Below are 26,997 nucleotides of genomic sequence, written 5' to 3'. Positions count from 1 at the left end.
CCAGGTGAACCACAGGGCCGGCCCGCCCCAGGCGGTGAAGGCGCCGGTGCGCACCCGGCTGACCCGCAGCAGATGGGCGTGGGTGGCGGCCGGGAAGTGCCGGGCGAGCGCGACGCGGTCCGGGGTGGCGACCGCCCCGGACAGGACGAGGACGGCCACCGGCGGGGCGACGACCAGGGCGGCGGCCCACAGCGGGACGGCCGGCCGCACCAAGGGCAGCAGGAGCGCGGTGCCGCCCGCGACCAGCAGCCCGGGCGCGAGTACCCGCCAGAACACGTGCGTGGTCGCGGGGGATACGGGTCTTGAGGTGGGCGAGCAGGAGGAGGAGGAGGAGGTCCGCCGACGCCACGTCGGTGCGCAGCGCCCCCGGCTCGTGCGCGAGGTCCACCAGGGCCCGCACCGGCTCCGGGAGGGCGCCCCCGGGGGGGCACTGGCCGTCGGCCGGCTCACCGACGGCCTGGGCGCCCGGGCCGGACTGCGGGCCGGCGGACTGGTCTGCCTGGCGGCCGGACTGGCCGCCCTCGCCGTACGGGCGAGGCGTGGCCCGGCCCGACTGGACGTCCCGCGGGAGGACGAGGCGGTCCGTTACGGGACGTCCAGCTGCCAGTAGGTGTAGTCGTAGTCGAAGCCGGGGGCGACCTCGACCTGGAAGCTGCCGTCCTCGTCGTCGTCCGGGACGACCACGGTGACCTCCGCGGTGGTGCGCTCCCCCGCGTCGAGGGTGTCCGGCAGGCCCTTGCCCTGGGACAGGTCCTGCAGGCTGTCGTCGTCGGAGTCCTCGCCGTACGCCGAGATCTCGCTCTCGCTCAGGTCGGCACGGTCGTCGCCGGTGTTCACCACCTCGACGGTGAAGGAGACCGCGGTGCCCTCCCCGACCACGCCCGCGGGAATGCCGGCGGCCTGCCGCGGTGCCAGCAGCATGACCTGGACCCCGTCGTCGTAGAACGCGGTGCCCCGGGCGTCCAGCGGTTCGTCCCACCCCCCGTTCCGGGACCTGATGAGGTTGTCGCCGGATCCCTCGAACCAGCCGCCCGCGATCCCGCCGACCAGCAAGGCGATCATCACACCGGACAGGACCACGGAGACGATCCCGAGGATGAGGCCGGTCATCGCCTGCGGGCGGTTGGTCGCCTCGCCGCGCTTGACGATCCGCAGGCCGGCGATGCCGCAGATGACGGCCCCGATGCCGAGCGGGAGGCCGAGGAAGGCCCCGAAGCAGGAGATGCCCAGGACGGCGCCCACGATGCCGAGGATCATCGCGGTCAGGCCGAGGCCGTTGCGGGCGGTGGGCGGCATCCATCCGCCGTACGGGTCCCCGGGGTAACTCGGGTAGCCGGGGTAGGCCGGGTACGCGGGCTGCCCCGGGTAGCCGGGCTGCCCCGGGTGGCCCGGCCAGGTCGCGTGGGGCGGCTGCGGGGGCACGGTCGCCGACGCGTCCGGCGCGGGCGGGGCCCAGGGATCGTGGGGTTGCTGCGGCTGCGGCGCCGGCGCGCCCTCCGGGACCGGGCGCTTGGTCAGCAGGTCCTGCGACGCGAGCGGCGGCGCCCACGGGTTGTACCCGGCCGGCACGGCGGGCCCGCCGTGCCCGGGGGCGGGAGGCACGGGCGGTGCCCAGGGACCGCGCGGTCCGGGCACCCCTGCGGCCGGTGCGGGTCCGGGCGCACCGTCATGGGCCCCGGCCGCCGTGGCGGCCCCGTCCACCGGCCGCACCGGCTCCGGCGCCACAGGCCCGGAGACCTTTGTGTCCCCCTCGACGACGGGCTCGGTGGCGGCGGACGCGGCATCGGCAGGCGCGGCGTCCGCGGGCGCCTCCGTCGGCGTGGCGGCGAGATCCACCGGCCGGACCGCCTCCGGCGCGGCAGGCGGCACGGGGGCCACCGGCTCGAGCACCTTCGTACCCTCCCCCGCGTCCGCGGGAGGCACGGCGTCGGTGGGTTCGACGTGAGCCGGCGCCGTGTCCGCGGGCGCCGCACCCTCGGCTGCCCCCGCCGTACCCGGGGTCTCCCGCGCCTCCGGCGCGGGCAGCTCGAAGTCGGGCGTGCCGTCCCGGGCCCCGTCGTCCTCGGCGGGCAGTGCGTCCGCCGGAGTCTCCGGGGCCGCCGCTGCGGGGGTGTCGCTCGCGGCGTCGCGCGGCGTCGGGTTCTCGGGGTCGTGGGACATCGCTGCCTTCCTGGTGGCTACGTCGGGCAATGCTATGGCCTGCGAAGACGCCGGACAGCGGCAATTTCGCCTTTACGATGGCGGTTGCCGCCGACCCCGCAGGAGGATCACGACATGTCCGACACCGCGTCAGCCCTCGACGCCTTCATCGCGGGACTCCCGAAGGCCGAGCTCCATGTGCACCACGTCGGCTCGGCCTCGCCCCGCATCGTGGCGGAGCTGGCCGCACGGCACCCGGATTCCAAGGTGCCCACCGACCCCGGTGCCCTCGCCGAGTACTTCAGCTTCCGGGACTTCGCCCACTTCATCGAGGTCTACCTGTCCGTCGTCGACCTGATCCGCGACGCGGAGGACGTACGCCTGCTGACGTACGAGGTCGCCCGCGACATGGCGCGGCAGAACATCCGCTACGCCGAGCTGACCGTGACCCCCTACAGCTCGGTCCGCCGCGGCATCCCCGACAGCGCCTTCGTCGAGGCGATCGAGGACGCCCGCAAGGCGGCCGAGGCGGAGCTCGGCATCGTGCTGCGCTGGTGCTTCGACATCCCGGGCGAGGCCGGACTGGCCTCCGCCGAGGAGACCGCGCGCATCGCCACCCAGCTGCAGCCGGACGGGCTGGTCAGCTTCGGCCTGGGCGGGCCCGAGATCGGCGTGCCGCGTCCGCAGTTCAAGCCGTACTTCGAGCGCGCCCGCGCCGCCGGCCTGCACAGCGTGCCGCACGCGGGCGAGACCACGGGGCCGCAGACGATCTGGGACGCCCTGAACGACCTGGGCGCCGAGCGCATCGGCCACGGCACCAGCGCCACCAAGGACCTCCGCCTGCTGGACCACCTGGCCGAGCACCGCATCCCGCTGGAAGTCTGCCCGACCTCCAACATCGCGACCCGCGCGGTCGCCACGCTCGACGAGCACCCCGTCAAGGAGATGGTGGCCGCCGGGCTGCTCGTCACCATCAACAGCGACGACCCGCCGATGTTCGGCACCGACCTCAACACCGAGTACGCGGTGGCCGCGCGGCTGCTGCAGCTCGACGAGGGCGGCCTGGCCCAGCTCGCCAGGAACGCCGTCGAGGCCTCCTTCCTCGACGCCCCCGGCAAGGCGAAGCTCACCGCCGAGATCGACTCCTACCTGGCCGGATGGCAGCGCTAGCGATCGCCCACCGCGGCGACCCGTACCTCCACCGCGAGAACACCCTGCCCTCGCTGCGCAGCGCGCTGCGCGCGGGGGCGGACGCGGTGGAGATGGACGTGCGGCTGACCCGCGACGGTGTGCCGGTGCTGCTCCACGACCCCACGCTGAAGCGGCTGTGGGGCGTGGAGTCCGCCGTCGCCGACATGGCGGCGGCCCGGCTGCCGCCCGGCGTCCCCTCCCTCCACGAGGCGCTGGCCGCCGTCGACGGCTGCCGCGCCCTGGTCGACCTCACGCTGCCGGAGTCCGCGGGCCCGGTGCTGGCCGCGGTACGGGACGCGGGCGCCGGGGACCGTACGTACTACTGCGGCGAGGCGGCGGCCATGCTCGCGGTCCGGGACCGCGACCCCGCCGCCGAGATCGCGCTGACCTGGAAGACCGCGGCTCCCGTGCCGCCGTTGCTGCTGTCGGAGCTGCGGCCGCGCTGGATCAATCTGCGCTTCGGGCTGGTGCGGGCGCCCCTGGTGGCGTGGGCGCGGGGCGAGGGCCTGCTGGTCGGCGCGTGGACGGTGGACCTGCGCCGGACCATGCGCCGGCTGGAGCGGCTCGGCGCGGACGCCGTCACGAGCAATCGCATCGACGTGCTGCGCGAGGTGCTCAGCGGCCGGTGAGGCGGCGACCCCGGGCAGCCGTCGATGCGTCAGACGCCGGCCGGCACGGCTGACACTGCGTCGGAACGCTCCAGCCGCTTGATCATCCGCCGCAGGGCGAGCAGCGGGACGATGCCGAGGACGCCGAAGGCCATGTCCACGGGCATCCACCACAGCGGCAGGCCCCGCAGCGGGATGCAGATCGCCGCGAGCGGGATGATCCCGACGCACGCGATCATGGCCCACTCCACGATCCAGATGTTGCGCACCGGGTCGCGCCAGACGCCGTAGAAGGCGACGGCGATCACCAGGTGCGCGAAGGCGAGCCAGTCCGTCCCGTAGAGCATGAACGGGTACTTCGCGTCGGTGGCGTCAAGTCCCTCCCGTACGTGGGAGATCCAGTCGCCGACGGCTCCGGGCAGTCCCCATCCGTCCACCCACCGCACCTCGTGTACGAGCGGGAACGCGGTGGCGCCGCTCAGCACCAGGCACACGACGAAGACAACCAGCCATGCCCGTATGCGCTGTTCGAGGGTTCTTCGATCCTCCATGGTGCGGAGCGTACGCGCGCATGCCGAGGCCCCGGGCACCAGGGTGCGTCCGGGGCCGCGGCGGTTGCGTGCGCGGTGCGCGTCAGCCGTCCAGGGAGGTCATGACGTGCTTGATGCGGGTGTAGTCCTCGAAGCCGTAGGCGGAGAGGTCCTTGCCGTAGCCGGACTTCTTGAAGCCGCCGTGCGGCATCTCGGCGACCAGCGGGATGTGGGTGTTGATCCACACGCAGCCGAAGTCGAGGCGCTTGGACATGCGCATCGCGCGGGCGTGGTCCTTGGTCCACACCGAGGAGGCCAGGGCGTACTCGACGCCGTTCGCCCACTCCACGGCCTGGTCCTCGTCGGAGAAGGACTGGACGGTGATGACCGGGCCGAAGACCTCGTTCTGGATGATCTCGTCGTCCTGCTTGAGGCCCGAGACGACGGTGGGGGCGTAGAAGTAGCCCTTCTCGCCGACCCGGTGGCCGCCGGCCTCGACCTTGGCGTGCGCCGGGAGGCGCTCGATGAAGCCGGTGACCTGGGCGAGCTGGTTGGCGTTGTTGAGCGGGCCGTACAGCACGTCCTCGTCGTCCGGGGCGCCGGTCTTGGTGTCGGCGGCGGTCTTGGCGAGCTGGGCGACGAACTCGTCGTGGATGGACTCGTGGACGAGCACGCGGGTGGCGGCGGTGCAGTCCTGGCCGGCGTTGAAGTAGCCGGCGACGGCGATGTCCTCGACCGCCTTGGCGATGTCGGTGTCCTGGAAGACCACGACCGGGGCCTTGCCGCCGAGCTCCAGGTGAACCCGCTTGACGTCCTTGGCGGCGCTGGCCGCCACCTGCATGCCGGCCCGCACGGAGCCGGTGACGGAGGCCATCGCGGGGGTCTCGTGCTCGACCATCAGGCGGCCGGTCTCGCGGTCGCCGCAGATGACGTTGAAGACGCCCTTGGGCAGGATCTCGCCGATGATCTCGGCGATCAGCACGGTGGAGGCGGGGGTGGTGTCCGAGGGCTTCAGGACGACCGTGTTGCCCGCGGCGATGGCCGGGGCGAACTTCCACACGGCCATCATCATCGGGTAGTTCCACGGCGCGACCTGCGCGCAGACGCCGACCGGCTCGCGGCGGATGATCGAGGTCATGCCCTCCATGTACTCGCCGGCCGAGCGGCCCTCGAGCAGGCGGGCGGCGCCCGCGAAGAAGCGGATCTGATCCACCATCGGAGGGATCTCCTCGCTGGCGGTCAGACCGATCGGCTTGCCGGTGTTCTCGCTCTCCACGGCGACCAGCTCGTCCGCGCGCGCCTCGAAGGCGTCGGCGATCTTGAGCAGCGCCTTCTGGCGCTCGGACGGCGTCGTGTCGCGCCAGGCCGGGAAGGCGGCCGCGGCGGCGGCCATCGCCGCGTCGACATCGGCGGCGGCGGAGAGCGGGGCGGTCGCGTAGACCTCGCCGGTGGCGGGGTTCACCACCTCGGTGGTGCGCCCGTCGGCGGCGTCGCGGAATTCTCCGTTGATGTAGTTGCGCAAGGTACGGAGCTCGCTCACTGCACCTCTCCCTGTTCCTGTCCGATGTGTGAGACGGTCACCAGCCTACCTGCAGCACTGCCGTATTCGACATAGCCGAAACTCCGAAACAATGGATTCCGTGAGATTCGAGCCCTCAAACCACGGATTTCATCGATCAGGGGTTGCGTGACGGCTGACCTCTCGTGCAGAGTGGGGTGCGTGGCCACTCGTACTCCGGATCCCAGGGGCTCCAACGGTGCCTTTGTGATCGACTCCGTCTCCAAGGCGATCATCGAACAGCTGCAAGAGGACGGCAGGCGTCCGTACGCCGCCATCGGCAAGGCCGTGGGCCTGTCCGAGGCGGCCGTGCGCCAGCGCGTCCAGAAGCTGCTCGACCAGGGCGTCATGCAGATCGTCGCCGTCACCGACCCGCTCACCGTGGGATTCCGGCGGCAGGCGATGGTCGGCATCAACGTCGAAGGTGACATCGAACACGTCGCCGACGCGCTCGCGGACATGACGGAGGTCGAGTACGTGGTCGTCACCGCGGGCTCCTTCGATCTGCTGATCGAGATCGTCTGCGAGGACGACGAGCATCTCCTGGAGACGATCAACAAGCGGATCCGCACGCTGCCCGGCGTGCGGTCCACCGAGAGCTTCGTCTACCTCAAGCTCCGGAAGCAGACCTACACCTGGGGAACCAGATAGCCATGAGCGCGGACCTGTCCAAGACCGCGTACGACCACCTGTGGATGCACTTCACCCGCATGTCGTCGTACGAGAACGCCCCTGTGCCGACCATCGTGCGCGGCGAGGGCACGTACATCTACGACGACAAGGGCAAGCGGTACATCGACGGCCTCGCGGGCCTCTTCGTGGTCAACGCCGGCCACGGCCGCGTGGAACTCGCCGAGACCGCCTACAAGCAGGCCCAGGAACTCGCCTTCTTCCCGGTGTGGAGCTACGCCCACCCCAAGGCCGTCGAACTCGCCGAGCGCCTGGCGAACTACGCGCCAGGCGACCTGAACAAGGTCTTCTTCACCACGGGCGGCGGTGAGGCGGTCGAGACCGCCTGGAAGCTCGCCAAGCAGTACTTCAAGCTCAAGGGCAAGCCGACCAAGTACAAGGTCATCTCCCGCGCGGTCGCCTACCACGGCACCCCGCAGGGCGCCCTGTCCATCACCGGCCTGCCGGGCCTCAAGGCCCCCTTCGAGCCGCTGGTCCCCGGCGCCCACAAGGTGCCCAACACCAACATCTACCGCGCCCCGATCTTCGGCGACGACCCCGAGGCCTTCGGCCGCTGGGCCGCCGACCAGATCGAGCAGCAGATCCTCTTCGAGGGACCCGACACCGTCGCCGCCGTCTTCCTGGAGCCGGTGCAGAACGCCGGCGGTTGCTTCCCGCCCCCGCCCGGGTACTTCCAGCGGGTCCGCGAGATCTGCGACCAGTACGACGTGCTGCTCGTCTCCGACGAGGTCATCTGCGCCTTCGGCCGGCTGGGCACCATGTTCGCCTGCGACAAGTTCGGCTACGTCCCGGACATGATCACCTGCGCCAAGGGCATGACCTCCGGCTACTCCCCCATCGGCGCCTGCATCATCTCCGACCGCCTCGCCGAGCCGTTCTACAAGGGCGACAACACCTTCCTGCACGGCTACACCTTCGGCGGCCACCCGGTGTCCTCCGCGGTCGCCCTGGCCAACTTCGACATCTTCGAGCGCGAGCAGCTCAACCAGCACGTGCTCGACAACGAGGGCGCCTTCCGCGCGACCCTGGAGAAGCTGCACGACCTGCCGATCGTCGGCGACGTCCGCGGCAACGGCTTCTTCTACGGCATCGAACTGGTGAAGGACAAGGTCACCAAGGAGACCTTCACCGACGAGGAGACCGAGCGCGTCCTGTACGGCTTCCTCAGCAAGGCGCTCTACGAGAACGGCCTGTACTGCCGCGCCGACGACCGCGGCGACCCGGTCGTCCAGCTCGCGCCGCCGCTGATCGCCGACCAGTCGACGTTCGACGAGATCGAGGGCGTCCTGCGCACTGTCCTCACGGAGGCCTGGACCAAGCTCTGACCCTTCCCTCAGGTCCCCACGGGCCGGGGCACGCACTCCGCGTGCCCCGGCCCTCCGCCGTCCCCGGCGGAAATCGCGCTAGGCCGCACGGGTGGCCGCACCCGGGAAACGCCCCCCGGTAACCCGGGCCGGAGGCCGACGGACGCGTACGGTGCCGCAGTGACCCGGACTCCCCGCGTTCGTTAGAGGCCAACGTGAACCCACCCGACAACGACGTGCTGTGGGCCCGCGGCCTGCGCCACACGCACGACCGCTCACCCGCTCTGCTCGGCGTGTCCCTCGGCGTACGGGAGGGCGAGATCCTCGGAGTGCTCGGCCCGCACGGCGCGGGGAAGACCACCCTGCTGCGCTGCCTGTCCGGCGAACTGCTGCCCGAGCAGGGCGAGGTGTGGTTCAACAGCGCCCCCGTGCACACCCTCGGCCTGACCGCCCGCGAGCGCCTGCGCCGCGAACGCTTCGGCTGGATCGACAGCAGCCCGCAGCTGCTGCCCGAGCTGACCGTCCGCGAGAACGCCGCGCTGCCGCTGCTGCTGTGCGGCGTCCCGTACCGCACGGCCCGCGCCGCGGCGCAGGAGTGGCTGGACCGGCTGGACATCGGCGGGGCCGCCCGCAAGCGTCCGGGCCGGCTGCTGCAGGCGGAGCGGCAGCGGGTGGCGATCGCCCGCGCCCTGGTCAACCGGCCCTCCGTGGTCTTCGCGGACGAGCCGACCGCCCCGCTCCACCGAGCCGACCGCGCCCAGGTGCTGCGGATGCTGACCAGCGCCGCCCGTTCGCACGGCATCACCGTGGTGCTCGCCTCCAACGAACCCGAGGTCGTCTCCCTCGCCGACCGGGTGATCACCCTGGTCGACGGGCGCTTCGTCGCCGGCATGCCGCAACAGGACCGGGAGGACGCCGACTCGTGCTCAGCCTCCGTGTAGCCCTCGGCTCCCGGCCGGAGGTGCTGCTGCGCCGGCTGCTGGTCGCCGCCGCGGCCGCGGGCACGGGATTCCTGCTGCTCGCCGCGCTCGGGCACGCCCTCGCGCACCCCGAGGTCGCACCGGACGACGTGGTCAGACTGCTCTGGTGCGCCGTGCCGTTCGCCGCCACCGTTCATCTGTCGGTGCTCGTGGCCCGTACGGAGCCGAGCGGGCGGCTGCACGCGGGGCTGGCCGCGGCCGGGCTCGGCCGGCACGGGCTGCCCCTGCTCGCCGCGGCGAGTTCCGCGCTCAACTGCGGCCTGGGGGTCCTGACGGCGCTCCTGGGCTTCCTCTGTCTGCGCGGCGACCTGCCCGGTCCCCGGCTGAGCGGCACCGCGGCCGAGGTGCTGGGCGCGGACCGGCCGCTGCCGTTCGTGGGCGCGCTGACCCTGCTGGCCACGCTGCCGCTCACCGCGGCGGTCGCGGCCGCGGTCGCGCTGCGGCCACGCCGTACCCGCGAGGACGAGCCGGCCGCCCGCGAGGGCGGCGCCCCGTCCGGGTTGCCGTGGGGCGCCGCGCTCGTCGCGATCGGCCTGGCCGTCGAGATCACCGCTGCCCGCGGCGGCCGTCCGCCCGTATCCGGCGGCACGCTGCCGCTGCCCGGTGGTCTCGGCCACGTCGCCCCGGCCGTGGTCTGCGGCTGGCTGCTGACCACCGCGGGCATGGTGCTGGCCATGCCCGGGCTCGTCCATCTGTGCGGGCGGCTGCTGGCGATGTGCCGGCCGAGCGCCCTGCGGCTGCTCGCCGGCCGCGCCCTCCAGGAGGAGGCCGCGCTTGTGGGCCGACCGCTGGGCGCGCTCTGCGCCGTGGTCGCCACCGCCCTCGTCGGCAGCGACCGGCTCGGCACCGGGACGCATCCCGTCGGCCCGCTGACCGTACTGGGCGCCGCCCTCGTCACCGTGTCGGCCGTCGCGACCGCGCTCACCGCGACCGTGGACGCCAAGCGTGCCCGCCGCCCGGCCACCGTGGCCCTCACCCGCCTCGGCGCGCCCGCCGCCCTGCTGCGCAACGCCGCCGCCGTCCGCGCCCTCGCGGTCCTCGGCGTCGCGCTCCCGCTGACCCTGCTCATCGCCCACCTGGGCACGTTGCCGCTGCGGTAGCCGCGCGGGTCACGCGCGGCCGGGCCCCCCGGCTGCGGCTCTCGGCGCGGGCGCTATCGTGACGGGCGTGCTGCCGCCGAACGATCACGAGATCGAGTCCCTCCAGGAGTTCGACCGCGTCGCCGCGTCGGGCTCGCTGCGCGGACACCGCGTCCAGTCGGTCGATCTGACGACCCGTACGCCCGTCCTGCTGTCCGCCGACACGGCCGAGACCGTCTTCCTGGGCTGCCCGATGGAACCCGAGGCGGCCGCGCACGTCCGCGCCTGCGGCGCCGTGGTGTTCCCCCCGGTGCCGGACCTGCCGTTCGATCCGTACCGCGGCTCCCTCTACGGTCCCGACTCGCTGTACGAGGGACTCGCCGAAGGCTACGAGGCGACGCCGGACGCCCGCGCCTACGAGTGGTTCCTGCGCACCCGGGGACGCGGCGACATATACGCGTCCATGCTCCGCAGCATCCACGACGACGCCGTCTCCGACGCCTTCGACGAACTCGTGGCCGGCGCCCGGGTCGTGGGCGTCATGGGCGGCCACGCCATGGAACGCGGCACCGAGGCCTACGCGGGCGCCGCCCGCCTCGGCCGCGCGCTCGCCCGCGAGGGCCTGACCGTGGCCACGGGCGGCGGGCCCGGCGCCATGGAGGCGGCCAACCTCGGCGCCTACGCCGCGCCCTTCGACGAGGCGATGCTCACCGACGCCCTGGAGCTGCTGGCGAAGGTCCCCTCCTTCCGTCCCTCCATCACCGACTGGGCCGGCGTCGTCTTCGACGTGCGCGACCGCTGGCCCGGCGGCGGTGCCTCGATCGGCGTACCGACCTGGTTCTACGGCCACGAGCCGCCGAACGCCTTCGCCGCGCACATCGCCAAGTACTTCGCCAACGCCACCCGCGAGGACGGCCTGCTGGCCCGCTGCAACGCCGGGGTCGTCTTCCTGCCGGGCGCCGCAGGCACGGTGCAGGAGATCTTCGACAACTCCACCCCCAACTACTACGAGTCCAACGGCGCCCCGCGCCCCATGGTCCTGGTCGACCGCGACCACTGGACCCGCCGCCTCCCGGCCTGGCCCCTGCTGCAGGCACTCGCCGCGGACCGCCCCATGGCAGGGCGGATCGCCCTGGTCGACTCCATCGAGGACGCCCCGCGGGCACTGGCCCGCCTGGCGCGGGACTAGCCCGAACTCCGGGGTACGCGCGACCGCGTTGCGCACGACCGGGGTACGGCCTGCACCGTGTTCGGCCGTCCCGCCGTCTCGCGCCCTACGGGCGCACAGATGCGGGCTGCGGATGGGAAGGGGGGCGCGGAGCGGAGGCCCCTGCCGCTCGACTACCGAGCGTCCGGCCCCGCAAGGCCGCCGGGGAAGGTCGCGCGGCGGCTGACGGGACGGGGTCTACCCGCCGAGCACCACGACCTCGTCCGCCGTGAAGGCGACGCCGACCGTGTCGCCCTCGGCGGGGGCGTCGCGCAGGGCGCAGCCGGCCTCCAGGGGAGGGCCGTCCTCGGGCCGCAGGAGGAGGGTGACCTGGTCGCCGCGGAAGGTGCGGGCGAGGACGGCGCAGCGCAGTCCGTCGTCGGCGGGAACAAGCCGCACGCCGGCGGGCCGGACGAGCAGCCGGGCGGGGCCCTGCGGGGAGCCGGATGGGACGGGGACCTTGCCCCAGGCGGTGTCGGCGGCGTCGCCGGTGACGGTGGCGGCCACGACGTTGTCGAAGCCGAGGAAGCGGGCGACGAACTCGGAGGCCGGCCGCTGCCAGACCTCCAGCGGCGTACCGGCCTGCTCGACGCGGCCGTCGCGCATGACGACGACGCGGTCCGCGAGGGCGAAGGCCTCGCTCTGGTCGTGGGTGACGGCGAGCACCGTGGTGCCCAGCCGGCGGAAGAGCCCGCGCAGTTCGACCACCAGTCGCTCGCGCAGGCCGCGGTCGAGCTGGCCGAGCGGCTCGTCGAGCATGAGCAGCCGCGGCCCGGGGGCCAGGGCCCGGGCCAGGGCGACGCGCTGCTGCTCGCCGCCGGAGAGGGACGCCACGGCGCGCCGCTGCGCGCCGGGGAGCCCGACGAGCTCCAGCAGCCCCGCCACCGTGCGCTCCCGTTCGGCGCGCCCGGCGCCGCGCATGCGCAGCCCGAAGTCGACGTTCCCGGCGACGTCGCGCTGCGGGAAGAGCTGGTGGTCCTGGAACATCAGCCCGACGCCGCGCCGGTGGGTGGGCACACCCGCCTGGTCGCGGCCGGAGAGCAGGACGCGACCGGCGTCCAGCGGCTGCAGCCCGGCCACGACGCGCAGCAGGGTGGACTTGCCGCTGCCGCTGGGCCCGAGCACACAGACCGTCTCGTGCTCGGCGACCTCCAGGACGACGGCGTCCAGGGCGGCATGCCCGCCGAAGCGCACGGTGGCGCCGTCCAGTCGCAGCAGGGCCATCAGAACTCCCCCGACCTGTCGATGCGGATACGTTCCAGCGCCAGCAGAGCGCCCGCGCACACCAGCATCAGCACGGTGCTGAGCGCCATCGCCTGGCCGTAGTTGAGCTCCCCGGCCCGCCCGAGGAAGCGCGCGACCGCGACGGGGAGGGTGGGGTTGTCGGGCCGGGCGATGAAGACGGTGGCGCCGAACTCGCCCAGCGACACGGCGAAGGCGAAGCCCGCCGCCACCAGCAGCGCGCGCCGCACGAGCGGCAGGTCGACCTCGCGCCACACCCGCAGCGGAGAGGCGCCGAGCACCGCGGCCGCCTCGCGCAGCCGGTCGTCCACGGCACGCAGCACCGGCAGCATGGTGCGCACCACGAAGGGCACGCCGACCAGCGCCTGGGCGAGCGGCACGAGGATCCACGAGGAGCGCAGATCCAGCGGCGGCTCGTCGAGGGTGATGAGGAAGCCGAAGCCGATGGTCACCGCCGAGGTGCCCAGCGGAAGCATCAGCAGGGCGTCGAAGCCCCTCACCAGGCGCCCGGCCCGCCGGGTGAGGGCGGCCGCGGCGAGCCCTCCGACGACCAGGGCGATGGCGGTGGCGGCGGCCGCGTACTGGAGCGAGTTCCAGACCGCGGCGACCGGCGCCACCAGGAACGTCCCCCCGCTGCCGGCCACGGAGGTCAGCGCCCGGTAGTAGCCGAGGCCGTAGCCGCCGGGCCCGCGCAGCGAGCGCTCGACCAGCACGCCCAGCGGCAGCAGGATCAGCAGCGCGGCCGTGCCGAGCGCCCCCGCGAGCAGCCCCCACTCGCCGGCGCCGCGCGGCCGGCGCGCGGTGCGGGCCGGGTCGACCAGCCGCAGCGCGCTCTCCCGGCGCCGAACGGTCCCGGCGTGCACGGCGAGGATCGCCGCGACGGCGGCGAACTGCACGATCGTCAGTACGGACGCCGTCGGCAGGTCCAGCAACTGGGCGGTCTCGCGGTAGATCTCCACCTCCAGGGTGGAGAAGGTGGGGCCGCCGAGGATCTGGATGACGCCGAAGGAGGTGAAGGTGAAGAGGAAGACCATCAGCGCGGCCGCGGCGACGGCGGGGCCGAGGGCGGGCAGCGTCACCTTGCGCCAGGCCGCGAGGCGTCCCGCGCCGAGGACCCGCGCGGCCTCCTCCTGCCGCGGGTCGAGCTGCGCCCACAGCCCGCCCACGGTCCTCACGACCACGGCGTAGTTGAAGAAGACGTGCGCGAGGAGGATCGCCCACACCGTGGTGTCCAGGCGCACCCCCCACACTTCGTCGAGCAGCCCGCCGCGCCCGAGCAGCGCGAGGAAGGCCGAACCGACGACCACGGTCGGCAGCACGAAGGGCACGGTCACCACCGCCCGCAGCACCTGCTTGCCCGGGAAGTCGAAGCGGGCGAAGACATAGGCACCGGGCAGCGCGATCGCCAGGGTGAGCGCGGTGGACGCCGCCGCCTGCCAGCAGGTGAACCACAGCACGTGGAGGATGTCGGGGTCGCCGAGCACCTCCGCGAACCGGCCGAACCGCCACCGCCCGCCCTCGCGGAGCCCGCGGGCGACGATGGCGGCGACCGGGTAGCCGAAGAACAGCGCGAAGAAGGCGACCGGCACGGCCATCAGGCCGAGCCGTACGGCGATCGACCGGACGGCCGCCGCCTTCGCGTGTGTTCCCTCGGCGGCTTCCGCTACTTCAGCACCAGCGAGGACCACAACTTGACCCACTGCTCCCGGTTCTCGGCGATCCTCTCCGGCGCGACGGTGGCCGGATCGCTGATGACGGGGGCGTACTTGGTGAAGACCTCGGGCAGCTTCGCGTCGTCGCGGGCCGGGTTGACGAACATGTTGAGCGGCATGTCCTCCTGGAAGGCGCGGCTCAGCAGGAAGTCGACGAGCGCCTTGCCGCCCTCGGTGTTCTTCGCGCCCTTGAACAGGCCGGCGAACTCGATCTGCCGGAAGCACGTGCCGGTCGCGACACCGGTCGGCCCCTCCGCGGGCTGCGTCTTCAGGCCGAGCACCTCGGCGGGCGGGCTGGAGGCGTACGAGACGACCAGCGGCTTGTCGCCCTTGCCGCCGCCGGCTCCGGAGAAGTTGTCGTAGTACGCCTGCTCCCAGCCGTCGACGACCTGGACGCCGTTGGCCTTGAGCTTCTGCCAGTACCCCTCCCAGCCCCCGTCGCCGTACTTCGCGGTGGTGGCGAGGAGGAAGGCGAGCCCCGGGGAGGAGGTGGCGGCGTTCTCGGTGACCAGCAGGTCCTTGTACTCGGGCTTGACGAGGTCGTCGAAGCTCTGCGGCACGGGGAGCTTGTGCTCGGTGAAGTACTTGCGGTCGTAGTTGACGCAGACGTCACCGAAGTCGATCGGGGTGACGCGGTGCTTCGCGGCGTCGAGCTGCAGCGTGGCGGGCACCTTGTCGAGGCCCTTGGCCTCGTACGGGTCGAACAGGTCGTTGTCGAGGGCGCGGGACAGCAGCGTGTTGTCGACGCCGAAGAAGACGTCGCCCTGCGGATTGCCCTTGGACAGCACGGCCTGGTTGACCGCGGCCCCGGCGTCCCCGCCGCGCAGCACCTTGACCGTGTAACCGGTCTGCTTCGTGAAGTCCTTCAGCACGCCCTTCGACGCGGCGAAGGAGTCGTGGCTGACCAGGGTCACGGTCTTGGAGGTGCTGCCGCCCTCGCCCTTGGCGGCGCCCCCGCTGTCGCTGCCGCACGCGGCGAGCGCGCTCGCGCCGAGCGCGACAACGAGGGCGGTGCCGGCGACACGCCGACGGGTGGTGCTCATGTGGTGACTCCCTACGCCGGTATGACCCGGATCAGGTCCGAGGGTCTGCGGCCGTGCCGCACTCTCAGCGCTCTGTGCGCTCCCCTGTCGGATGTTCTTTTGTGTGATGTCACGGCAAACGGCCGCAAACGACCGTCACCCTAGCAAGCGCGGGTCAGCGCTCGGAAGCCGCCAGCTGCCCGCAGGCGCCGTCGATCTCCTGCCCCCGCGTGTCCCGTACGGTCACCGGCACGCCGTGCGCCTCCAGCGCCGCCACGAACGCCCGCTCGTCCTCGGGCCGCGAGGCCGTCCACTTCGAGCCGGGGGTCGGGTTCAGCGGGATCAGGTTGACGTGCACGCGATGATTCTTGAGCAGCCGGCCCAGCAGGTCGGCGCGCCATGCCTGGTCGTTGATGTCCCGGATCAGCGCGTACTCGATCGAGACCCGGCGCCCGGACACGTCCGCGTAGTGCCACGCGGCGTCCAGCACCTCGCGCACCTTCCAGCGGGTGTTCACCGGCACCAGGGTGTCGCGCAGCTCGTCGTCGGGCGCGTGCAGCGACACCGCGAGCCGGCACTTGAAGCCCTCGTCCGCGAAGCGGAGCATCGCCGGGACCAGGCCCACCGTCGACACGGTGATGCCGCGCTGGGACAGGCCCAGCCCGTCCGGCTCGGGGTCGGTCAGCCGGCGGATGGCGCCGACGACGCGCTTGTAGTTCGCGAGCGGCTCGCCCATGCCCATGAAGACGATGTTGGACAGCCGCGCCGGCCCGCCCGGGATCTCCCCGTCCCGCAGCGAGCGCATGCCCGCCACGATCTGGTGCACGATCTCGCCGGTCGACAGGTTCCGGTCCAGCCCGGCCTGGCCGGTGGCGCAGAACGGGCAGTTCATGCCGCAGCCCGCCTGCGAGCTGATGCACATCGTCACCCGGTCCGGGTAGCGCATCAGGACCGACTCGACCAGCGTCCCGTCGAACAGCCGCCACAGCGTCTTGCGCGTCGTGTCGTTGTCGGTGCTGGAGTGCCGCACCACCGACATCAGGTCCGGCAGCAGCCCCTCCGCCAGCTTCCCGCGCGCCGCCGCGGGGATGTCCGTCCAGGCGGCGGGATCATCGGCGTACCGCGCGAAATAGTGCTGCGACAGCTGCTTCGCGCGGAACGGCTTCTCCCCCAGCTCCGCGACGGCCTCCCGGCGCTCCTCGGGCGAGAGATCGGCAAGGTGCCGCGGCGGCTTCTTGGCTCCGCGCGGCGCGACGAATGTGAGTTCTCCGGGTGCAGGCATGGTTCATCCAGTGTCGCAGATCGATTGGGCCCGCCCAGGTCAGATGGGTGAGGCTCCCGTCACCCTCAGATGTCCCCTGTCAACGCCGGCCGACCTTTCACGGCCCGCAGACGGCCCGGAGGACGCGGCCCGCGCCGCCAGTGGGTCCGGCTGCGAGCAGTGGCTTCGGCCGGCTGGATCTTGTCCTTTTCACTGCACCATCTCTGGGTCCCTTGGGGGCCGTCTTCCTGGAGGCGGTGCCGGTGGAGGAGATGCGTCGTGCGCTTCTTGAGGGCAGATCCGGTCTGCCAGCCGTCGGTGCGGTACGGCCCGCCGGGGGGCGCCCCTCCGTGGTGGTCGATGCCCGCCGGCGGGACCTTCACCGACGTCGATCCGGAGACGCGCCGCCCCGACCGGCCGGTACCGCCGATGGCCGGTACCGCCGCGATCGGGGCGGTTGTGCATCTGCCGGCCACCGCCATCGAGGAGGGCCGGGACCTGTCCTCGATGAGCGGCATCCCGGCCGAGACCGCCTACCGTCTGCTGCCGGCCCGACGGCCCGGCCTCACCTCAGGTGCCGGCCGAAGAACCGGACCCCGTCCTCCAACTCGAACCACGGGGTGCCGGTGTGCCCACCGAGATTGGCGTGCAGCGTCTTCTCCTTGGTACCGAAGGAGTCGAACAGGTCCAAGGCCCGCTGCCGGGGATTCCCTTCGTCGTCCCACTGCAGCAGGAACAGCAGCGGGATGGTGACCAACCGGGCCTCCTCGCGCTGGGCGCGGGGCACGTAACCCCCGGCGAAGAAACCGGCGGCCGCGATGCGCGGCTCGACCACCGCCAGCCGAATGCCGACGGCGGTCCACCCCGCGTACCCGACCGGGCCGCCGATCCCGGGCAGCGAAAGGAGGGCGTCCAGGGTGGTCCGCCACTCCGGGACCGCCTTTTCGACCAGCGGGCCGACGAAGGACTCGAAGATCTCATCCACCGGCTCGCCGGCCTGCATCGCCCGGCGAAGGTCGGCGCGGGCCTACTCGTCGGCGGTGGAACGGGGCCGGTCACCGCACCCGGGGGCGTCGATGGCGGCCACCGCGTAGCCGCACGCCGCGGTGTGCCGGGCCCGGGCCACCAGCCGGGATTCCCCCTTGGGCAGACCGTTGTTGTGGGCCATCAGGATCAGCGGGGCCGGTGCGGCGGATTCGGGCGTCCACAGGGTGCCGGGGATCTCGCCGAGGGTGAATTCGCGCTCGAGGACGCCGCCGTCGAGGCGCTGTTCAGAAGTGAACTGCATGGTCGTGCCTTTCGGGAGTGCTCTTGAACGGCGCTCCCGGACGACCTATCGCCCGACCGTGACCCCGGAGGGGAGCACCCATGTCGATACTGTGTTCACGGATACCACCTCCTCGTTCTCTCGCACGGCTTCCGGAAACGTAGCGGTGGTCGCCGTGGTCCGCCAACAGGTTTTTGCGGGCTCCGGGGCCCGCCGCGAAGGCGGTCGCGCTCCGCCGGCAAGATCCAACGGATTGTCGAGGGACACCATGCCGAATCGCTCGATGCCTTCGCCGCCGGCGCCCAACTCAAGGAAGGCGTTGACCACACTCTGCCGCGCTGCTGCCGAGGCTTTGTCACGGAACACGATCAAGCGGATGGTGCAGTTGTTCGAGGGTCGGACCACCCTGACCGCCCACCTGACCCCGTCGTCGTCCGCGGAAGTCTCGACGATGTCGCCGATCGCCACGCCTCGCACGAAGAAGGGCGAGTTGGCCAGCTCGGCCCTTCCGTCCCCCCGGTCGATGGCCCACAGGCTCTCCACCCCGACCGGCGGCCAGCATGTGGGCCCGGATCGTGGCGATCTCCCCTCAATGGGGACCGCGCCATGGCGGACGCAACAAGGCCCACATGGCGAGTGGTTGGACAGAGTATTTGAACCGTTCGGCAAGTCGCTCCACAGTGGAGCGGCGCAGGGTGCACAGCCACACGTAACAGCTCAGGGAGACGCAGAGACATGTCCAGCTCTGCCACCACAAAGCCCGCGTCGCTGGCTCTTGACCCGTGCATAGATAGAGCGTCCACGTGACCGAGGTGGCTACTCCCAGTGCGACCAGGCCGGCCCTGGCTACCTGGCCGCGAACAGCCCAGCGGGAGGCAAGCAGGCCGGCGGGTATCTGGATAGCGACGTGGAACATCAGGACCCAGATCAGCAGCCCGAACGCTTGCCCATAGACTGCCGTGGACACGGCCGGAATCCAGCACAAGCCGATGAACAGCAGTACGCCGCTCTGGTGCATAGCGGCAATGTTCAACGGAACGTGCCACGCCCCGATCCAGCGGCGCTCGTTGTCGCTCGCCTGCACGACGACCTCCCCTGGAGGCATAAGCCGCCCCCGCCGTTGCTGGCCAGCAGTCTACGCGCAAGAGCGCAGAGCGACTTTGGGCGGGAGCTGCCACGGGGCGAGAGATCCGGGTCCGTACGCTGGCCGCGAATCGGTCGGCTCCTGCCTGGACGAGTTGATCGTGACCTGAGCGGCCCGAACGGGTGAGGGACGGTCACCCCCGGGCGTCGCAGCGGCCGGCAACGTTGGCCAGCCTTTCACGGCCCAGCGAGGACCCGGGGTTGTCGACACGGGCGGCGTTCTTTCACTCCGGTGATCGCCGATCGGGTGACTGCCGCCCAATGGCCCGTGAAGAGGCTGCGCCACTGGGATGACCTGCGCGGCAGACGCCCGCGGGCGGGGGTACGGATCACCTCGACATGGGCCCGAGCCACGCCGAAGCCCCGGCGGTTCGGCTCCGGGCCGAGATCGACGAGGAGTCCCCACATGAGTCCTGCAGACAGGACCCCGCCGCCTTCCAGGCGGTCCCTCCGGCGGTACGGACGGCTCACCGGCATCGCGGCGCCGGCGGCCCTCGCCGCCGCGATATCGGCGTCCGCTCTCGTCCCGGCACAGGCAGCCGACACAGGCGGCACGTCGGCACCCGCGGCATCGGCGTCGAGCTTCCCGTGGCCGCCCGGCCCGTACGACGACGACGATCCGTTCCCGTACACCGATTTCGGTCCGGGCCCCGGTCTCGGTCTGGGTCCGGGCCTCGGTCTCGGTCCCCTTCTCGGACCGCGCCCCGGTCCCGACCTCGACCACTACCCCGACTCCTTCACCGGCCCCCGCCCCGGCCCCGGCTACGGTCCGTTCCCCGGACCGGGCAGGCTCGCGGGATGCGACATCGACTCGATCGGCGACGCCGACGCCACCGGCCGCGACTTCTCCGTCGTCGTGGTCCGCGGACGGACGTACGTCGGCGAGAGCGACCCCACCGCCCAGGTGGGCGGCAGCACCTTTACCTGGCAGAACCTCAGCGGACGCCGCGGGTACCCCTCCACCGGGGTCTGCGGCGCGAGTGTGAGCCTTGTTCCCACTGACCAGTTGTCGGTCAAGGTCGTCACCTTCCGCGGTGAGGTGCTGGAGAACCGCTGCATCATCACCGATACCGGCCTGGCCTGCGACGACTGGACCCCGGTCCTGGGCCAGCGGCCCCCTCGGGTCCCCTGACCGCTCCCCGAGGATGTACCCGGGCGGTGGCCGGCGATCGGCCGGTCACCGCCCGTCCTGCGGAACGCGAACAAGGGCTGAAGCGGCCCGAGGCAGTTGACCGGGCATGCCGCAATCTGCGGGCGTGCGCCCCCGGATGGCCAACAGCCCTACGCGCTGCACCACTTGGACGGCCCGGGCGGCCGTGCGGGTGGTCTCGGGTACATATCACGTCGACGTGGCCCGAGCCGCGCCGGAAGTCCTTCCGGTGCGGCTCGGGCTCGAGATCGACGAGGAGTCCCGACATGAGTCCTGCGGACAGGACCTCTCCGCCGTCAAGGCGGTTCCTCCGGCGGTACGGACGGCTCACCGGCATAGTCGCGCCGGCGGCCCTTGTCGCCACCGCGCTGGCGTCGCCCGTACCCGTCGCGGCCCGGGCCGCCGGCCCCGCCGCCACGGTCGTCGCAGAACAGCACCGGCCGCCCGCGGCGGACCCCGCGGCGATCCGCGACTGGAACGCCATCACCACCGACGTCATCAGCGCCAGCCTCACCCCCACCCGGCCCTCGGGGCAGGCGGTCACCTGGCACGGAGTCGTATCGGTCGCCGTCTACAACGCCGTGGTCGGCATCGAGGGCCGCTACACGCCCTACAAGTGGCGGGCACGCGGGCCCGCCACCGCGTCGCCCGAGGCGGCGGCCGTGACCGCCGCACACCACGTGCTGCTCGCCGACTTCCCCGCGTCCCGGACGCTGCTCGACGCCGCGTACGCCGATTCCCTCGCCAAGATCCCCGACGGCAAGGCCAAGCGGCAGGGCGTGGCCTTCGGAGCACGCGCAGCCGACCGCGTACTCGAACTGCGCCAAGGCGATGGCCGGTTCGACGCTCTGGAGTTCACCACCCCGCCCGCGCCAGGTGTCTGGCGTCCCACTCCGCCGGCCAACCTCCCCTTCATCGACACCTGGCTCGCCCGGCTGCGCCCGCTGCTGCTCACCTCCCCGGCCCAGTTCCGGCCCGGCCCGCCGCCCGCCCTCACGTCGGCCCGCTACGCCCAGGACGTGAACGAGGTGAAGACCATGGGGGCGAGGACCGGCTCGCTCCGCACCGCGCCGCAGACCGAGACCGCCCTGTTCTTCGGGGGCAATCTGACGGTGCAGTTCCAGACGGCGTTCCGCGACTACAGCTCACGGCACCACCTGGACATCGCGGACACGGCGAGGTTGTTCGCCGCGGCGAACGCCTCGGCCACCGACGCCGTCATCACCACGTGGAACTCCAAGTTCCACTACGGTTCCTGGCGGCCGATCACCGCCATCCAGCAGGCGGGCACCGACGGCAACCCGGCGACCGAACCCGATCCCCAGTGGCAGCCGCTGCTCATCACGCCGCCGCACCCCGACTACATCAGCGGGCACGCGGCGGTCGCCGGGGCCGTCACCCAGACCCTGACCGGCATCCTGGGCACGTCCCACCTCGACCTCGACATCCCCTCCGACGCCACGGGCACGACACGGCGGTACGACGACGCCGTCAAGCTCAACGAGGACATGATCGACGCCCGCGTCTGGGCCGGGATCCACACCCGCACGGCGGACACCGAGGGGTGCCGGGCGGGCGCGCGCGTCGGCGTCTGGACGCTCACCCACTACTTCCAACCACTGCACCCGGCAATCCCGCAGTCGTCACCGCCCATCCCGGACGCCTGCCCGCGCGACGGCACGAGCTGACCGCACCGGCGCTGTTCCCCTTCCGCTCCGGCCCGTTGACGAGCCGGCGGCAGTCGTCGGCGTGATCACGAGAGCGCCCTCCCGGGCCCGCGGAACGGCCCGGAAGGGCGCTCACGCATGGGAAGTGACGGACGGAGGCAGCACCGGTGCCCGGCCCGGACCCGACCATTAGAGTGATCACCATCGCTTGCCGGAAGACGGGCTGCCGCAGGCGAAGGGGAGGGCCGGTTCCATGAATTGGGTCGTCGGGACGGGCATCGTCGTCGGCCTGCCGGCGATGACGGCGGGCGCGATCGCGCTGCGTACCGGGAGGACGGTGCCCTGGCTGCGCCGCAAGGTCTTGCGGCCGCGGATCCACTGGCTGGGGGCGTTGCTGGTCGGCACGCCCAGCGTGGTGCAGGGACTCTTCCATTTCCAGGTCCTGCCGGGCCCGTACTGGGAGATCCGCTTCTTCGGCGGCAACGCTCTGCTGTTCAGCGGGCTGCTGCTCATGGGACTCGGGCAGGCACTGCACCCCCGCAACCGCGTGATCGAACCGCACGGGAACGGCTGATCCGCCGCGGGCGGGCCAGGAGGCGCTGCCGCAACGACCAAACCGCGGAACCCTGTTGTGCGCCCCCGGAGGCGAGGGGCACCCGGGGCACCCCCGGCCGAGGTCCGCGCGCACTCAGGAAGAGCGCTCCCGCTCCGGCCGGCAGATCTCGCAGGGCGTGACGTCCGGCATGCCCAGGGCCACCTCGAACTCCTGCCGGTTGAGCCTGCCGCCCCCGGGGACGCGGCAGTCGTCCCGGTGCACCACGCCGCGCCCCGCGCCGCCCCGGGTCTCGGGCACGCTCTGCAGCCGCCATGCGCGGGCGGGAGCGCGGGGGCGTGTGCGGCCCTGCGGAGGGACGTCGGCTCCCGTCTCCGCTCCGGTCCCCGCTCCGGCCGCGGCACCGGATTCGGCCTCCTGGATCTTGGCGTCGACTGCGGCGATCTGCATCTGCAGATAGAGGCGGATCACCCGCAGGCGCTGCGGATCCGGAGGAAGCTCGTACACACGTTCGAGTGTATGCGGCGGGCGCACCAGGGACCAGCCGCGCGGGCCGAAGGACTCTCCCCGCGAGGGCACGGCGGGCCGCGACACCGCAGGTCGCAGGCCGCGTACGAGCCGGGCGGCCCATGGGGCGGATGGTCCTTCCCGTGGAGGACACGCCCGGGCTCATCCCATCGACGGAGGCCCGAAAGCCCTCCTGAGGCAGAGGGGCGGGGCCCCTCGCAACCGGATGATTGGTCATGGATCGGGCACGGCCGGCACGGTCGTCCCCATGACGAAAGGCGTGACCATGCACATCTCGTCCCGGACCGCAGACCGCAGCCCCGACTCCGACGTCCACGCCAAGGGCAAGGACACGGCCACCTGGATCGCCAAGGCGATCATCGGCATCGTCACGCCGCACAACGTCTACGACCTCCCGGCGGCGAAGCAGTGACTCTCGGGGCTCGGTCGAGGACCGTCGCCTCGACGCCCCGGTCAGGGCGGGGCGCCGGCTGCGGGCACACCCGGCGGTCGGCGCCGCCGACGCCCAGCAGCCGCACCCGGTGCGGCGGTTCCTCGTCAACGGCCTGAGCCCCGAGTCGGACGGGGACGCGACGGGGGCCGGCCAAGCGGTCGGCTCGGCCCGCATCGCGTCCCCGTCCTCCCGTACGCCCCGGAGGAGTTCACCCGGAACCAGATCGCCGCGTACCGGACGCGGTCTCCTCCCCCGCCCGCGGCTGCGTCAGGATGGGCCCATGGACACGATCATCAGCGCCGCCGGCCTCGTCGCCGAAATGAGGACCGGTCCCGCACCGGTGCTCCTTGACGTCCGGTACGAGCGCGGCGGCCCGTCCGGACGGGTCGCGTACGAAGCGGGGCACATCCCGGGCGCGGTGTACGTCGACCTGGAGGCGGAGCTCGCGGGGCCGGCGGGCGCGGGCGGACGGCATCCGCTGCCGGACGCCGGGGTGCTCGCGGAGGCGATGCGGCAGGCCGGGGTGAGCGGTGACAGCCGGGTGGTCGCCTATGACGGCGGGCAGGGCTGGGCCGCGGCGCGGGCCTGGTGGACGCTGCGCTGGGCGGGGCACCGGGACGTACGCGTGCTGGACGGCGGGCTGCCCGCCTGGACCTCCGCCGGGGGCGCGCTGACCGCGGACGCCGCCGTGCCGGACCGCGGGGACTTCGAGGCTGTTCCGGGCGCGCTGCCCGTGCTGAGCGCCGACGACGCGGCGGCGCGGGCCCGTACCGGGGTGCTGCTGGACGCGCGGGCGGCCGAGCGCTACCGCGGGGAGGTCGAACCGCTCGATCCGGTGGGCGGCCACATTCCGGGGGCCGTGTCGGCTCCGACCGCGGAGAACGTCACCGCCGACGGCACCTTCCGTGCCGCCCGCGATCTGGCGGACCGGTTCGCCGCCCTGGGTGTCACCGCGGGCGGCGGCACGGTGGGCGTCTACTGCGGTTCCGGGGTCTCGGCCGCCCAGCAGGTGCTGGCCCTGGCCGTCGCGGGGATCGACGCCGCACTGTACGTCGGCTCATGGAGCGAGTGGAGCGCCGACCCCGCCCGTCCCGTGGCCACGGGACACCTGCCGGGCTGAGGCCCGAACGGCACAGGGTAGACGCCCGTACGCGGGATCAGCTCGATCCGACGAAGATCACCAGCAGCAGCCACACCACGGGGGCGGTCGGCAGCAGCGAGTCGAGGCGGTCCATGATGCCGCCGTGGCCGGGCAGGAGCTTGCCCATGTCCTTGATGCCGAGATCCCGCTTGATCATGGACTCGCCCAGGTCGCCGAGCGTGGCACTGGCGGCGACGGCGAGGCCGAGCAGCAGGCCCTGCCACCACTGGCCGCCGTCGATCAGGAACTGCATGGACAGGGCACCCGCGGCCATCGCGAAGGTGATCGCGCCGGCCAGGCCCTCGCGGGTCTTGCCGGGGCTGATGCGGGGAGCGAGCTTGTGCGTGCCAAAGCGCCAACCGACGGCGTAGGCACCGGTGTCGCTGATCACCGTGAGGAGCAGGAAGACGAAGACCCGCCACGGGCCGTCGTGCGCGGCGAGCATCATCACCACGAACGTGGCCAGGAAGGGCACGTAGAAGGCGGCGAAGACACCGGCCGTGACATCGCGGAGGTAGTTCTCCGGGGGCTCCGTCATGCGCCACACCAGGACGGCGAGCGCGGTCAGCGCCATCGCCACCCACGCGCCCTCGGCGCCGCGCACATAGCCCGCGACGACCATGGCGGCGCCGCCGACGGCGAGCGGCACCAGGGGGGCCCGGATCTCCTTGCGCTCGGCCAGGCGCGAGGTGAGCTCCCACAGGCCCACCACGACCGCCGCGGCGACGACGCCCACGAAGACGGCCTTGACGATGAAGAGCGAGGCGATGATGACGACGCCGAGACCGACGCCGACCCCTATCGCGGCCCGCAGATTGCGCCCGGCGCTCTTCTTCGCCCGGCCGCCGTTCCCATCCGCTTCTGAAGGCTGCGGCGCGGAACGGTCGGGCCGGGCGGAGTGCCGCTCCGGTTCGGGGGCGTCGTCGCGGAACAAGGGGCCGCTCATCTGAGTGGCCCCTTCATCCTCGCCTCCCCAGGAGCCGGCATGTGGCGAGGGCCCCCAAGAAGAGTCGTTCACGGAGATTCGCCTCGCGTTTTCGTCCGGTCCGGGTCGGTCGGGTGGATGGGTGGGTGGGTGAACTGCGGTCGTACGGAGTCGCAGTCGCGGAGCTGATCCGGCGGGGCGCCGGGATCAGACCTCCAGCAGCTCGGCTTCCTTGTGCTTGAGCAGCTCGTCGACCTGCGCGACGTACTTGTGCGTCGTGTCGTCGAGCTCCTTCTCCGCGCGGCGTACCTCGTCCTCGCCCGTCTCGCCGTCCTTGACGAGCTTGTCGAGGGTCTCCTTGGCCTTGCGGCGCACACTGCGGATCGAGATCCGGGCGTCCTCCGCCTTGCCGCGGGCGACCTTGATGTACTCCTTGCGGCGTTCCTCGGTGAGCTGCGGGAAGACCACCCGGATGATACGGCCGTCGTTGGTCGGGTTGACACCCAGGTCGGAGTCCCGGATGGCCTGTTCGATGTTGCGGAGCGCGGAGTTGTCGAAAGGCGTGATCACGGCCATCCGCGCCTCGGGCACCGCGAAGGAGGCGAGCTGGTTGATCGGGGTCGGGGCACCGTAGTAGTCCGCCACGATCTTGTTGAACATCGCCGGGTGGGCACGGCCGGTGCGGATCGCGGCGAAGTCCTCCTTGGCGACCACGACGGCCTTCTCCATCTTCTCCTCGGCCTCGAGGAGGGTCTCTTCAATCACCATGTGCTCCTGGTATTCAGAAGGCAGAGCCTCGGCCCTTGCGCGCGTCTTTCCTGCACGGTGTCCGACCGGCAGCGTCTTGTCCATCCCCGTTCCGGGCAGATCGCCGGCCGGGTTGCGGCCGGCGTCGTCCGTCAGCGGGCGCCCGTGTCGTTGACGAGCGTGCCGATCTTCTCACCCTTCACGGCCCGCGCGATGTTGCCCTCCGCGAGCAGCTCGAAGACGAGGATCGGAAGCTTGTTGTCCTGGCACAGCGTGATCGCCGTCAGGTCCGCGACGCGCAGGTCGCGGGCGATGACGTCGACGTACTCCAGGGCGTCGAACATCACCGCGTCGGGGTTCGAGCGGGGGTCGGCGTCGTAGACCCCGTCGACACCGTTCTTGCCCATCAGCAGCGCCTCGGCGTGGATCTCCAGTGCACGCTGCGCGGCGGTGGTGTCGGTGGAGAAGTACGGCATGCCCATACCGGCGCCGAAGATGACGACCCGGCCCTTCTCCAGGTGGCGCACGGCGCGGAGCGGGATGTACGGCTCGGCGACCTGGCCCATGGTGATCGCGGTCTGCACGCGCGACTGGATGCCCTCCTTCTCCAGGAAGTCCTGGAGGGCGAGGCAGTTCATCACCGTGCCGAGCATGCCCATGTAGTCGGAGCGTGCCCGGTCCATGCCGCGCTGCTGGAGTTGGGCGCCGCGGAAGAAGTTGCCGCCGCCGATGACGACGGCGATCTCGTAGCCGTCGCGGACCACCGCCGCGATCTCCCGGGCCATCGTGTGCACGACGTCGGGGTCGACGCCCAGCCCCCCTCCGCCGGCGAAAGCCTCACCGGACAGCTTGAGCAGATACCGGCCCTTGTGGGTGCTGCCGGTGGTGGTGTGTGCCTTGTCGGCGCCCTGATCCATGGA

At 72.4% G+C, this 26,997-nt stretch carries 26 protein-coding genes, 1 pseudogene and 1 riboswitch; of the genes and pseudogenes, 13 read left to right on the top strand and 14 right to left on the bottom strand.

The window, feature by feature from the left end:
- Positions 1-4 precede the first annotated feature (4 nt).
- Entirely contained in the window at positions 5-610 is a 606-nt protein-coding gene (locus ACWDAS_RS26155; RefSeq protein WP_450395363.1) for a hypothetical protein, read from the top strand.
- Here ACWDAS_RS26155 and ACWDAS_RS26150 read toward each other — a convergent pair.
- The gene (locus ACWDAS_RS26150) at positions 586-2,160 is read right to left on the bottom strand and encodes a hypothetical protein (RefSeq protein WP_450395360.1); all 1,575 of its coding nucleotides are present in this window, start codon (positions 2,158-2,160) and stop codon (positions 586-588) included. The genes ACWDAS_RS26155 and ACWDAS_RS26150 overlap by 25 nt on opposite strands.
- 114 nt (positions 2,161-2,274) lie before the next feature.
- On the opposite strand from ACWDAS_RS26150, the gene ACWDAS_RS26145 reads away from it, so the two are divergent.
- The gene (locus ACWDAS_RS26145; protein ID WP_450395357.1) at positions 2,275-3,309 is read left to right on the top strand and encodes an adenosine deaminase; all 1,035 of its coding nucleotides are present in this window, start codon (positions 2,275-2,277) and stop codon (positions 3,307-3,309) included.
- The gene (locus ACWDAS_RS26140) at positions 3,297-3,959 is read left to right on the top strand and encodes a glycerophosphodiester phosphodiesterase (RefSeq protein ID WP_450395354.1); all 663 of its coding nucleotides are present in this window, start codon (positions 3,297-3,299) and stop codon (positions 3,957-3,959) included. The genes ACWDAS_RS26145 and ACWDAS_RS26140 overlap by 13 nt, the downstream gene beginning before the upstream one ends.
- 29 nt (positions 3,960-3,988) lie before the next feature.
- On the opposite strand, the gene ACWDAS_RS26135 is transcribed toward ACWDAS_RS26140, so the two are convergent.
- Together ACWDAS_RS26135 and ACWDAS_RS26130 are read right to left on the bottom strand one after the other, a co-directional pair.
- Positions 3,989-4,489 carry a hypothetical protein gene (locus ACWDAS_RS26135; RefSeq protein WP_450395351.1) on the bottom strand — a complete coding sequence of 167 codons (501 nt, stop codon included), beginning with the start codon at positions 4,487-4,489 and terminating at the stop codon, positions 3,989-3,991.
- A gap of 82 nt (positions 4,490-4,571) precedes the next feature.
- Positions 4,572-6,008 carry a gamma-aminobutyraldehyde dehydrogenase gene (locus tag ACWDAS_RS26130; protein ID WP_450395349.1) on the bottom strand — a complete coding sequence of 479 codons (1,437 nt, stop codon included), beginning with the start codon at positions 6,006-6,008 and terminating at the stop codon, positions 4,572-4,574.
- 171 nt (positions 6,009-6,179) lie between these two features.
- Between ACWDAS_RS26130 and ACWDAS_RS26125 the strand changes: the two genes are divergently transcribed.
- The 5 genes from ACWDAS_RS26125 to ACWDAS_RS26105 all read left to right on the top strand — a co-directional run bounded on the left by ACWDAS_RS26125 (position 6,180) and on the right by ACWDAS_RS26105 (position 11,268).
- Positions 6,180-6,677 carry an Lrp/AsnC family transcriptional regulator gene (locus ACWDAS_RS26125; protein WP_450395430.1) on the top strand — a complete coding sequence of 166 codons (498 nt, stop codon included), beginning with the start codon at positions 6,180-6,182 and terminating at the stop codon, positions 6,675-6,677.
- Positions 6,678-6,679: 2 nt separating this feature from the next.
- A complete protein-coding gene (locus tag ACWDAS_RS26120; protein WP_450395346.1) occupies positions 6,680-8,041 on the top strand; it encodes an aspartate aminotransferase family protein in 1,362 nt (453 codons plus the stop codon).
- 194 nt (positions 8,042-8,235) lie between these two features.
- Complete coding sequence (locus ACWDAS_RS26115; RefSeq protein ID WP_450395344.1) at positions 8,236-8,961, top strand: ABC transporter ATP-binding protein; 726 nt, start codon at positions 8,236-8,238, stop codon at positions 8,959-8,961.
- Entirely contained in the window at positions 8,943-10,100 is a 1,158-nt protein-coding gene (locus ACWDAS_RS26110) for a hypothetical protein (protein ID WP_450395342.1), read from the top strand. Before ACWDAS_RS26115 ends, ACWDAS_RS26110 begins: the two co-directional genes overlap by 19 nt.
- Positions 10,101-10,158: 58 nt before the next feature.
- Positions 10,159-11,268 (top strand): LOG family protein, encoded by a 1,110-nt coding sequence (locus ACWDAS_RS26105; protein WP_450395339.1) that lies wholly within the window; start codon positions 10,159-10,161, stop codon positions 11,266-11,268.
- Between the two features lie 216 nt (positions 11,269-11,484).
- Here ACWDAS_RS26105 and ACWDAS_RS26100 read toward each other — a convergent pair whose 3' ends face one another.
- From ACWDAS_RS26100 to ACWDAS_RS26070, 7 genes and pseudogenes are all read right to left on the bottom strand, one after another.
- A complete protein-coding gene (locus ACWDAS_RS26100) occupies positions 11,485-12,510 on the bottom strand; it encodes an ABC transporter ATP-binding protein (protein ID WP_450395336.1) in 1,026 nt (341 codons plus the stop codon).
- Positions 12,510-14,123 (bottom strand): ABC transporter permease, encoded by a 1,614-nt coding sequence (locus ACWDAS_RS26095; protein WP_450395427.1) that lies wholly within the window; start codon positions 14,121-14,123, stop codon positions 12,510-12,512. The genes ACWDAS_RS26100 and ACWDAS_RS26095 overlap by 1 nt, the downstream gene beginning before the upstream one ends.
- Positions 14,124-14,191: 68 nt before the next feature.
- Positions 14,192-15,283 (bottom strand): thiamine ABC transporter substrate-binding protein, encoded by a 1,092-nt coding sequence (locus ACWDAS_RS26090; protein ID WP_450395334.1) that lies wholly within the window; start codon positions 15,281-15,283, stop codon positions 14,192-14,194.
- Positions 15,275-15,379, bottom strand: a riboswitch (TPP riboswitch). It overlaps the preceding gene by 9 nt.
- A 58-nt stretch (positions 15,380-15,437) precedes the next feature.
- Entirely contained in the window at positions 15,438-16,544 is a 1,107-nt protein-coding gene (gene rlmN / locus ACWDAS_RS26085; protein ID WP_450395332.1) for a 23S rRNA (adenine(2503)-C(2))-methyltransferase RlmN, read from the bottom strand.
- 544 nt (positions 16,545-17,088) lie between these two features.
- Positions 17,089-17,811: pseudogene (locus tag ACWDAS_RS26080) on the bottom strand (dienelactone hydrolase family protein).
- Positions 17,812-17,856: 45 nt separating this feature from the next.
- Complete coding sequence (locus tag ACWDAS_RS26075; RefSeq protein ID WP_450395329.1) at positions 17,857-18,333, bottom strand: DUF4265 domain-containing protein; 477 nt, start codon at positions 18,331-18,333, stop codon at positions 17,857-17,859.
- A 46-nt stretch (positions 18,334-18,379) separates the two neighbouring features.
- On the bottom strand, positions 18,380-18,874 hold the full coding sequence (locus ACWDAS_RS26070) for a hypothetical protein (RefSeq protein WP_450395326.1): 495 nt from the start codon (positions 18,872-18,874) through the stop codon (positions 18,380-18,382).
- 465 nt (positions 18,875-19,339) lie between these two features.
- On the opposite strand from ACWDAS_RS26070, the gene ACWDAS_RS26065 reads away from it, so the two are divergent.
- The 3 genes from ACWDAS_RS26065 (at position 19,340) to ACWDAS_RS26055 (ending at position 22,324) form a co-directional block, all read left to right on the top strand.
- Positions 19,340-20,065: a hypothetical protein gene (locus ACWDAS_RS26065; RefSeq protein ID WP_450395323.1), complete on the top strand. Its 726-nt coding sequence runs from the start codon at positions 19,340-19,342 to the stop codon at positions 20,063-20,065.
- Positions 20,066-20,349: 284 nt separating this feature from the next.
- On the top strand, positions 20,350-21,771 hold the full coding sequence (locus ACWDAS_RS26060; RefSeq protein WP_450395320.1) for a vanadium-dependent haloperoxidase: 1,422 nt from the start codon (positions 20,350-20,352) through the stop codon (positions 21,769-21,771).
- 232 nt (positions 21,772-22,003) lie between these two features.
- On the top strand, positions 22,004-22,324 hold the full coding sequence (locus ACWDAS_RS26055; protein ID WP_450395317.1) for a hypothetical protein: 321 nt from the start codon (positions 22,004-22,006) through the stop codon (positions 22,322-22,324).
- Between the two features lie 114 nt (positions 22,325-22,438).
- On the opposite strand, the gene ACWDAS_RS26050 is transcribed toward ACWDAS_RS26055, so the two are convergent.
- On the bottom strand, positions 22,439-22,810 hold the full coding sequence (locus ACWDAS_RS26050) for a DUF6233 domain-containing protein (RefSeq protein WP_450395314.1): 372 nt from the start codon (positions 22,808-22,810) through the stop codon (positions 22,439-22,441).
- A gap of 268 nt (positions 22,811-23,078) precedes the next feature.
- Here ACWDAS_RS26050 and ACWDAS_RS26045 point away from each other — a divergent pair, with 268 nt between their 5' ends.
- Entirely contained in the window at positions 23,079-23,243 is a 165-nt protein-coding gene (locus ACWDAS_RS26045; RefSeq protein WP_450395312.1) for a hypothetical protein, read from the top strand.
- A 301-nt stretch (positions 23,244-23,544) separates the two neighbouring features.
- Positions 23,545-24,384 (top strand): sulfurtransferase, encoded by an 840-nt coding sequence (locus tag ACWDAS_RS26040; RefSeq protein ID WP_450395309.1) that lies wholly within the window; start codon positions 23,545-23,547, stop codon positions 24,382-24,384.
- Positions 24,385-24,421: 37 nt separating this feature from the next.
- On the opposite strand, the gene ACWDAS_RS26035 is transcribed toward ACWDAS_RS26040, so the two are convergent.
- The 3 genes from ACWDAS_RS26035 to pyrH all read right to left on the bottom strand — a co-directional run bounded on the left by ACWDAS_RS26035 (position 24,422) and on the right by pyrH (position 26,994).
- A complete protein-coding gene (locus ACWDAS_RS26035) occupies positions 24,422-25,351 on the bottom strand; it encodes a phosphatidate cytidylyltransferase (RefSeq protein ID WP_450395306.1) in 930 nt (309 codons plus the stop codon).
- A 186-nt stretch (positions 25,352-25,537) separates the two neighbouring features.
- Complete coding sequence (frr, locus tag ACWDAS_RS26030) at positions 25,538-26,095, bottom strand: ribosome recycling factor (protein ID WP_319140848.1); 558 nt, start codon at positions 26,093-26,095, stop codon at positions 25,538-25,540.
- 134 nt (positions 26,096-26,229) lie between these two features.
- Complete coding sequence (gene pyrH, locus ACWDAS_RS26025; protein WP_450395303.1) at positions 26,230-26,994, bottom strand: UMP kinase; 765 nt, start codon at positions 26,992-26,994, stop codon at positions 26,230-26,232.
- Between the last annotated feature and the right edge of the window lie 3 nt (positions 26,995-26,997).

The organism is Streptomyces sp. NPDC001070 (genome assembly GCF_053598835.1).
Note: the sequence above shows the minus strand (reverse complement) of the source record. Positions and strands in the feature narration are given on the sequence as shown.

Bases quoted from the DNA above. Each gene is read 5' to 3' on its own strand.
- ACWDAS_RS26150 (WP_450395360.1), bottom strand. From the start codon at position 2,160: ATGTCCCACGACCCCGAGAACCCGACGCCGCGCGACGCCGCGAGCGAC.
- ACWDAS_RS26145 (WP_450395357.1), top strand. From the start codon at position 2,275: ATGTCCGACACCGCGTCAGCCCTCGACGCCTTCATCGCGGGACTCCCG.
- ACWDAS_RS26140 (WP_450395354.1), top strand. From the start codon at position 3,297: ATGGCAGCGCTAGCGATCGCCCACCGCGGCGACCCGTACCTCCACCGC.
- ACWDAS_RS26135 (WP_450395351.1), bottom strand. From the start codon at position 4,489: ATGGAGGATCGAAGAACCCTCGAACAGCGCATACGGGCATGGCTGGTT.
- ACWDAS_RS26120 (WP_450395346.1), top strand. From the start codon at position 6,680: ATGAGCGCGGACCTGTCCAAGACCGCGTACGACCACCTGTGGATGCAC.
- ACWDAS_RS26100 (WP_450395336.1), bottom strand. From the start codon at position 12,510: ATGGCCCTGCTGCGACTGGACGGCGCCACCGTGCGCTTCGGCGGGCAT.
- ACWDAS_RS26095 (WP_450395427.1), bottom strand. From the start codon at position 14,123: ATGGCCGTGCCGGTCGCCTTCTTCGCGCTGTTCTTCGGCTACCCGGTC.
- ACWDAS_RS26090 (WP_450395334.1), bottom strand. From the start codon at position 15,283: ATGAGCACCACCCGTCGGCGTGTCGCCGGCACCGCCCTCGTTGTCGCG.
- rlmN (WP_450395332.1), bottom strand. From the start codon at position 16,544: ATGCCTGCACCCGGAGAACTCACATTCGTCGCGCCGCGCGGAGCCAAG.
- ACWDAS_RS26065 (WP_450395323.1), top strand. From the start codon at position 19,340: ATGAGTCCTGCAGACAGGACCCCGCCGCCTTCCAGGCGGTCCCTCCGG.
- ACWDAS_RS26060 (WP_450395320.1), top strand. From the start codon at position 20,350: ATGAGTCCTGCGGACAGGACCTCTCCGCCGTCAAGGCGGTTCCTCCGG.
- ACWDAS_RS26055 (WP_450395317.1), top strand. From the start codon at position 22,004: ATGAATTGGGTCGTCGGGACGGGCATCGTCGTCGGCCTGCCGGCGATG.
- ACWDAS_RS26045 (WP_450395312.1), top strand. From the start codon at position 23,079: ATGACGAAAGGCGTGACCATGCACATCTCGTCCCGGACCGCAGACCGC.
- ACWDAS_RS26040 (WP_450395309.1), top strand. From the start codon at position 23,545: ATGGACACGATCATCAGCGCCGCCGGCCTCGTCGCCGAAATGAGGACC.
- ACWDAS_RS26035 (WP_450395306.1), bottom strand. From the start codon at position 25,351: ATGAGCGGCCCCTTGTTCCGCGACGACGCCCCCGAACCGGAGCGGCAC.
- pyrH (WP_450395303.1), bottom strand. From the start codon at position 26,994: ATGGATCAGGGCGCCGACAAGGCACACACCACCACCGGCAGCACCCAC.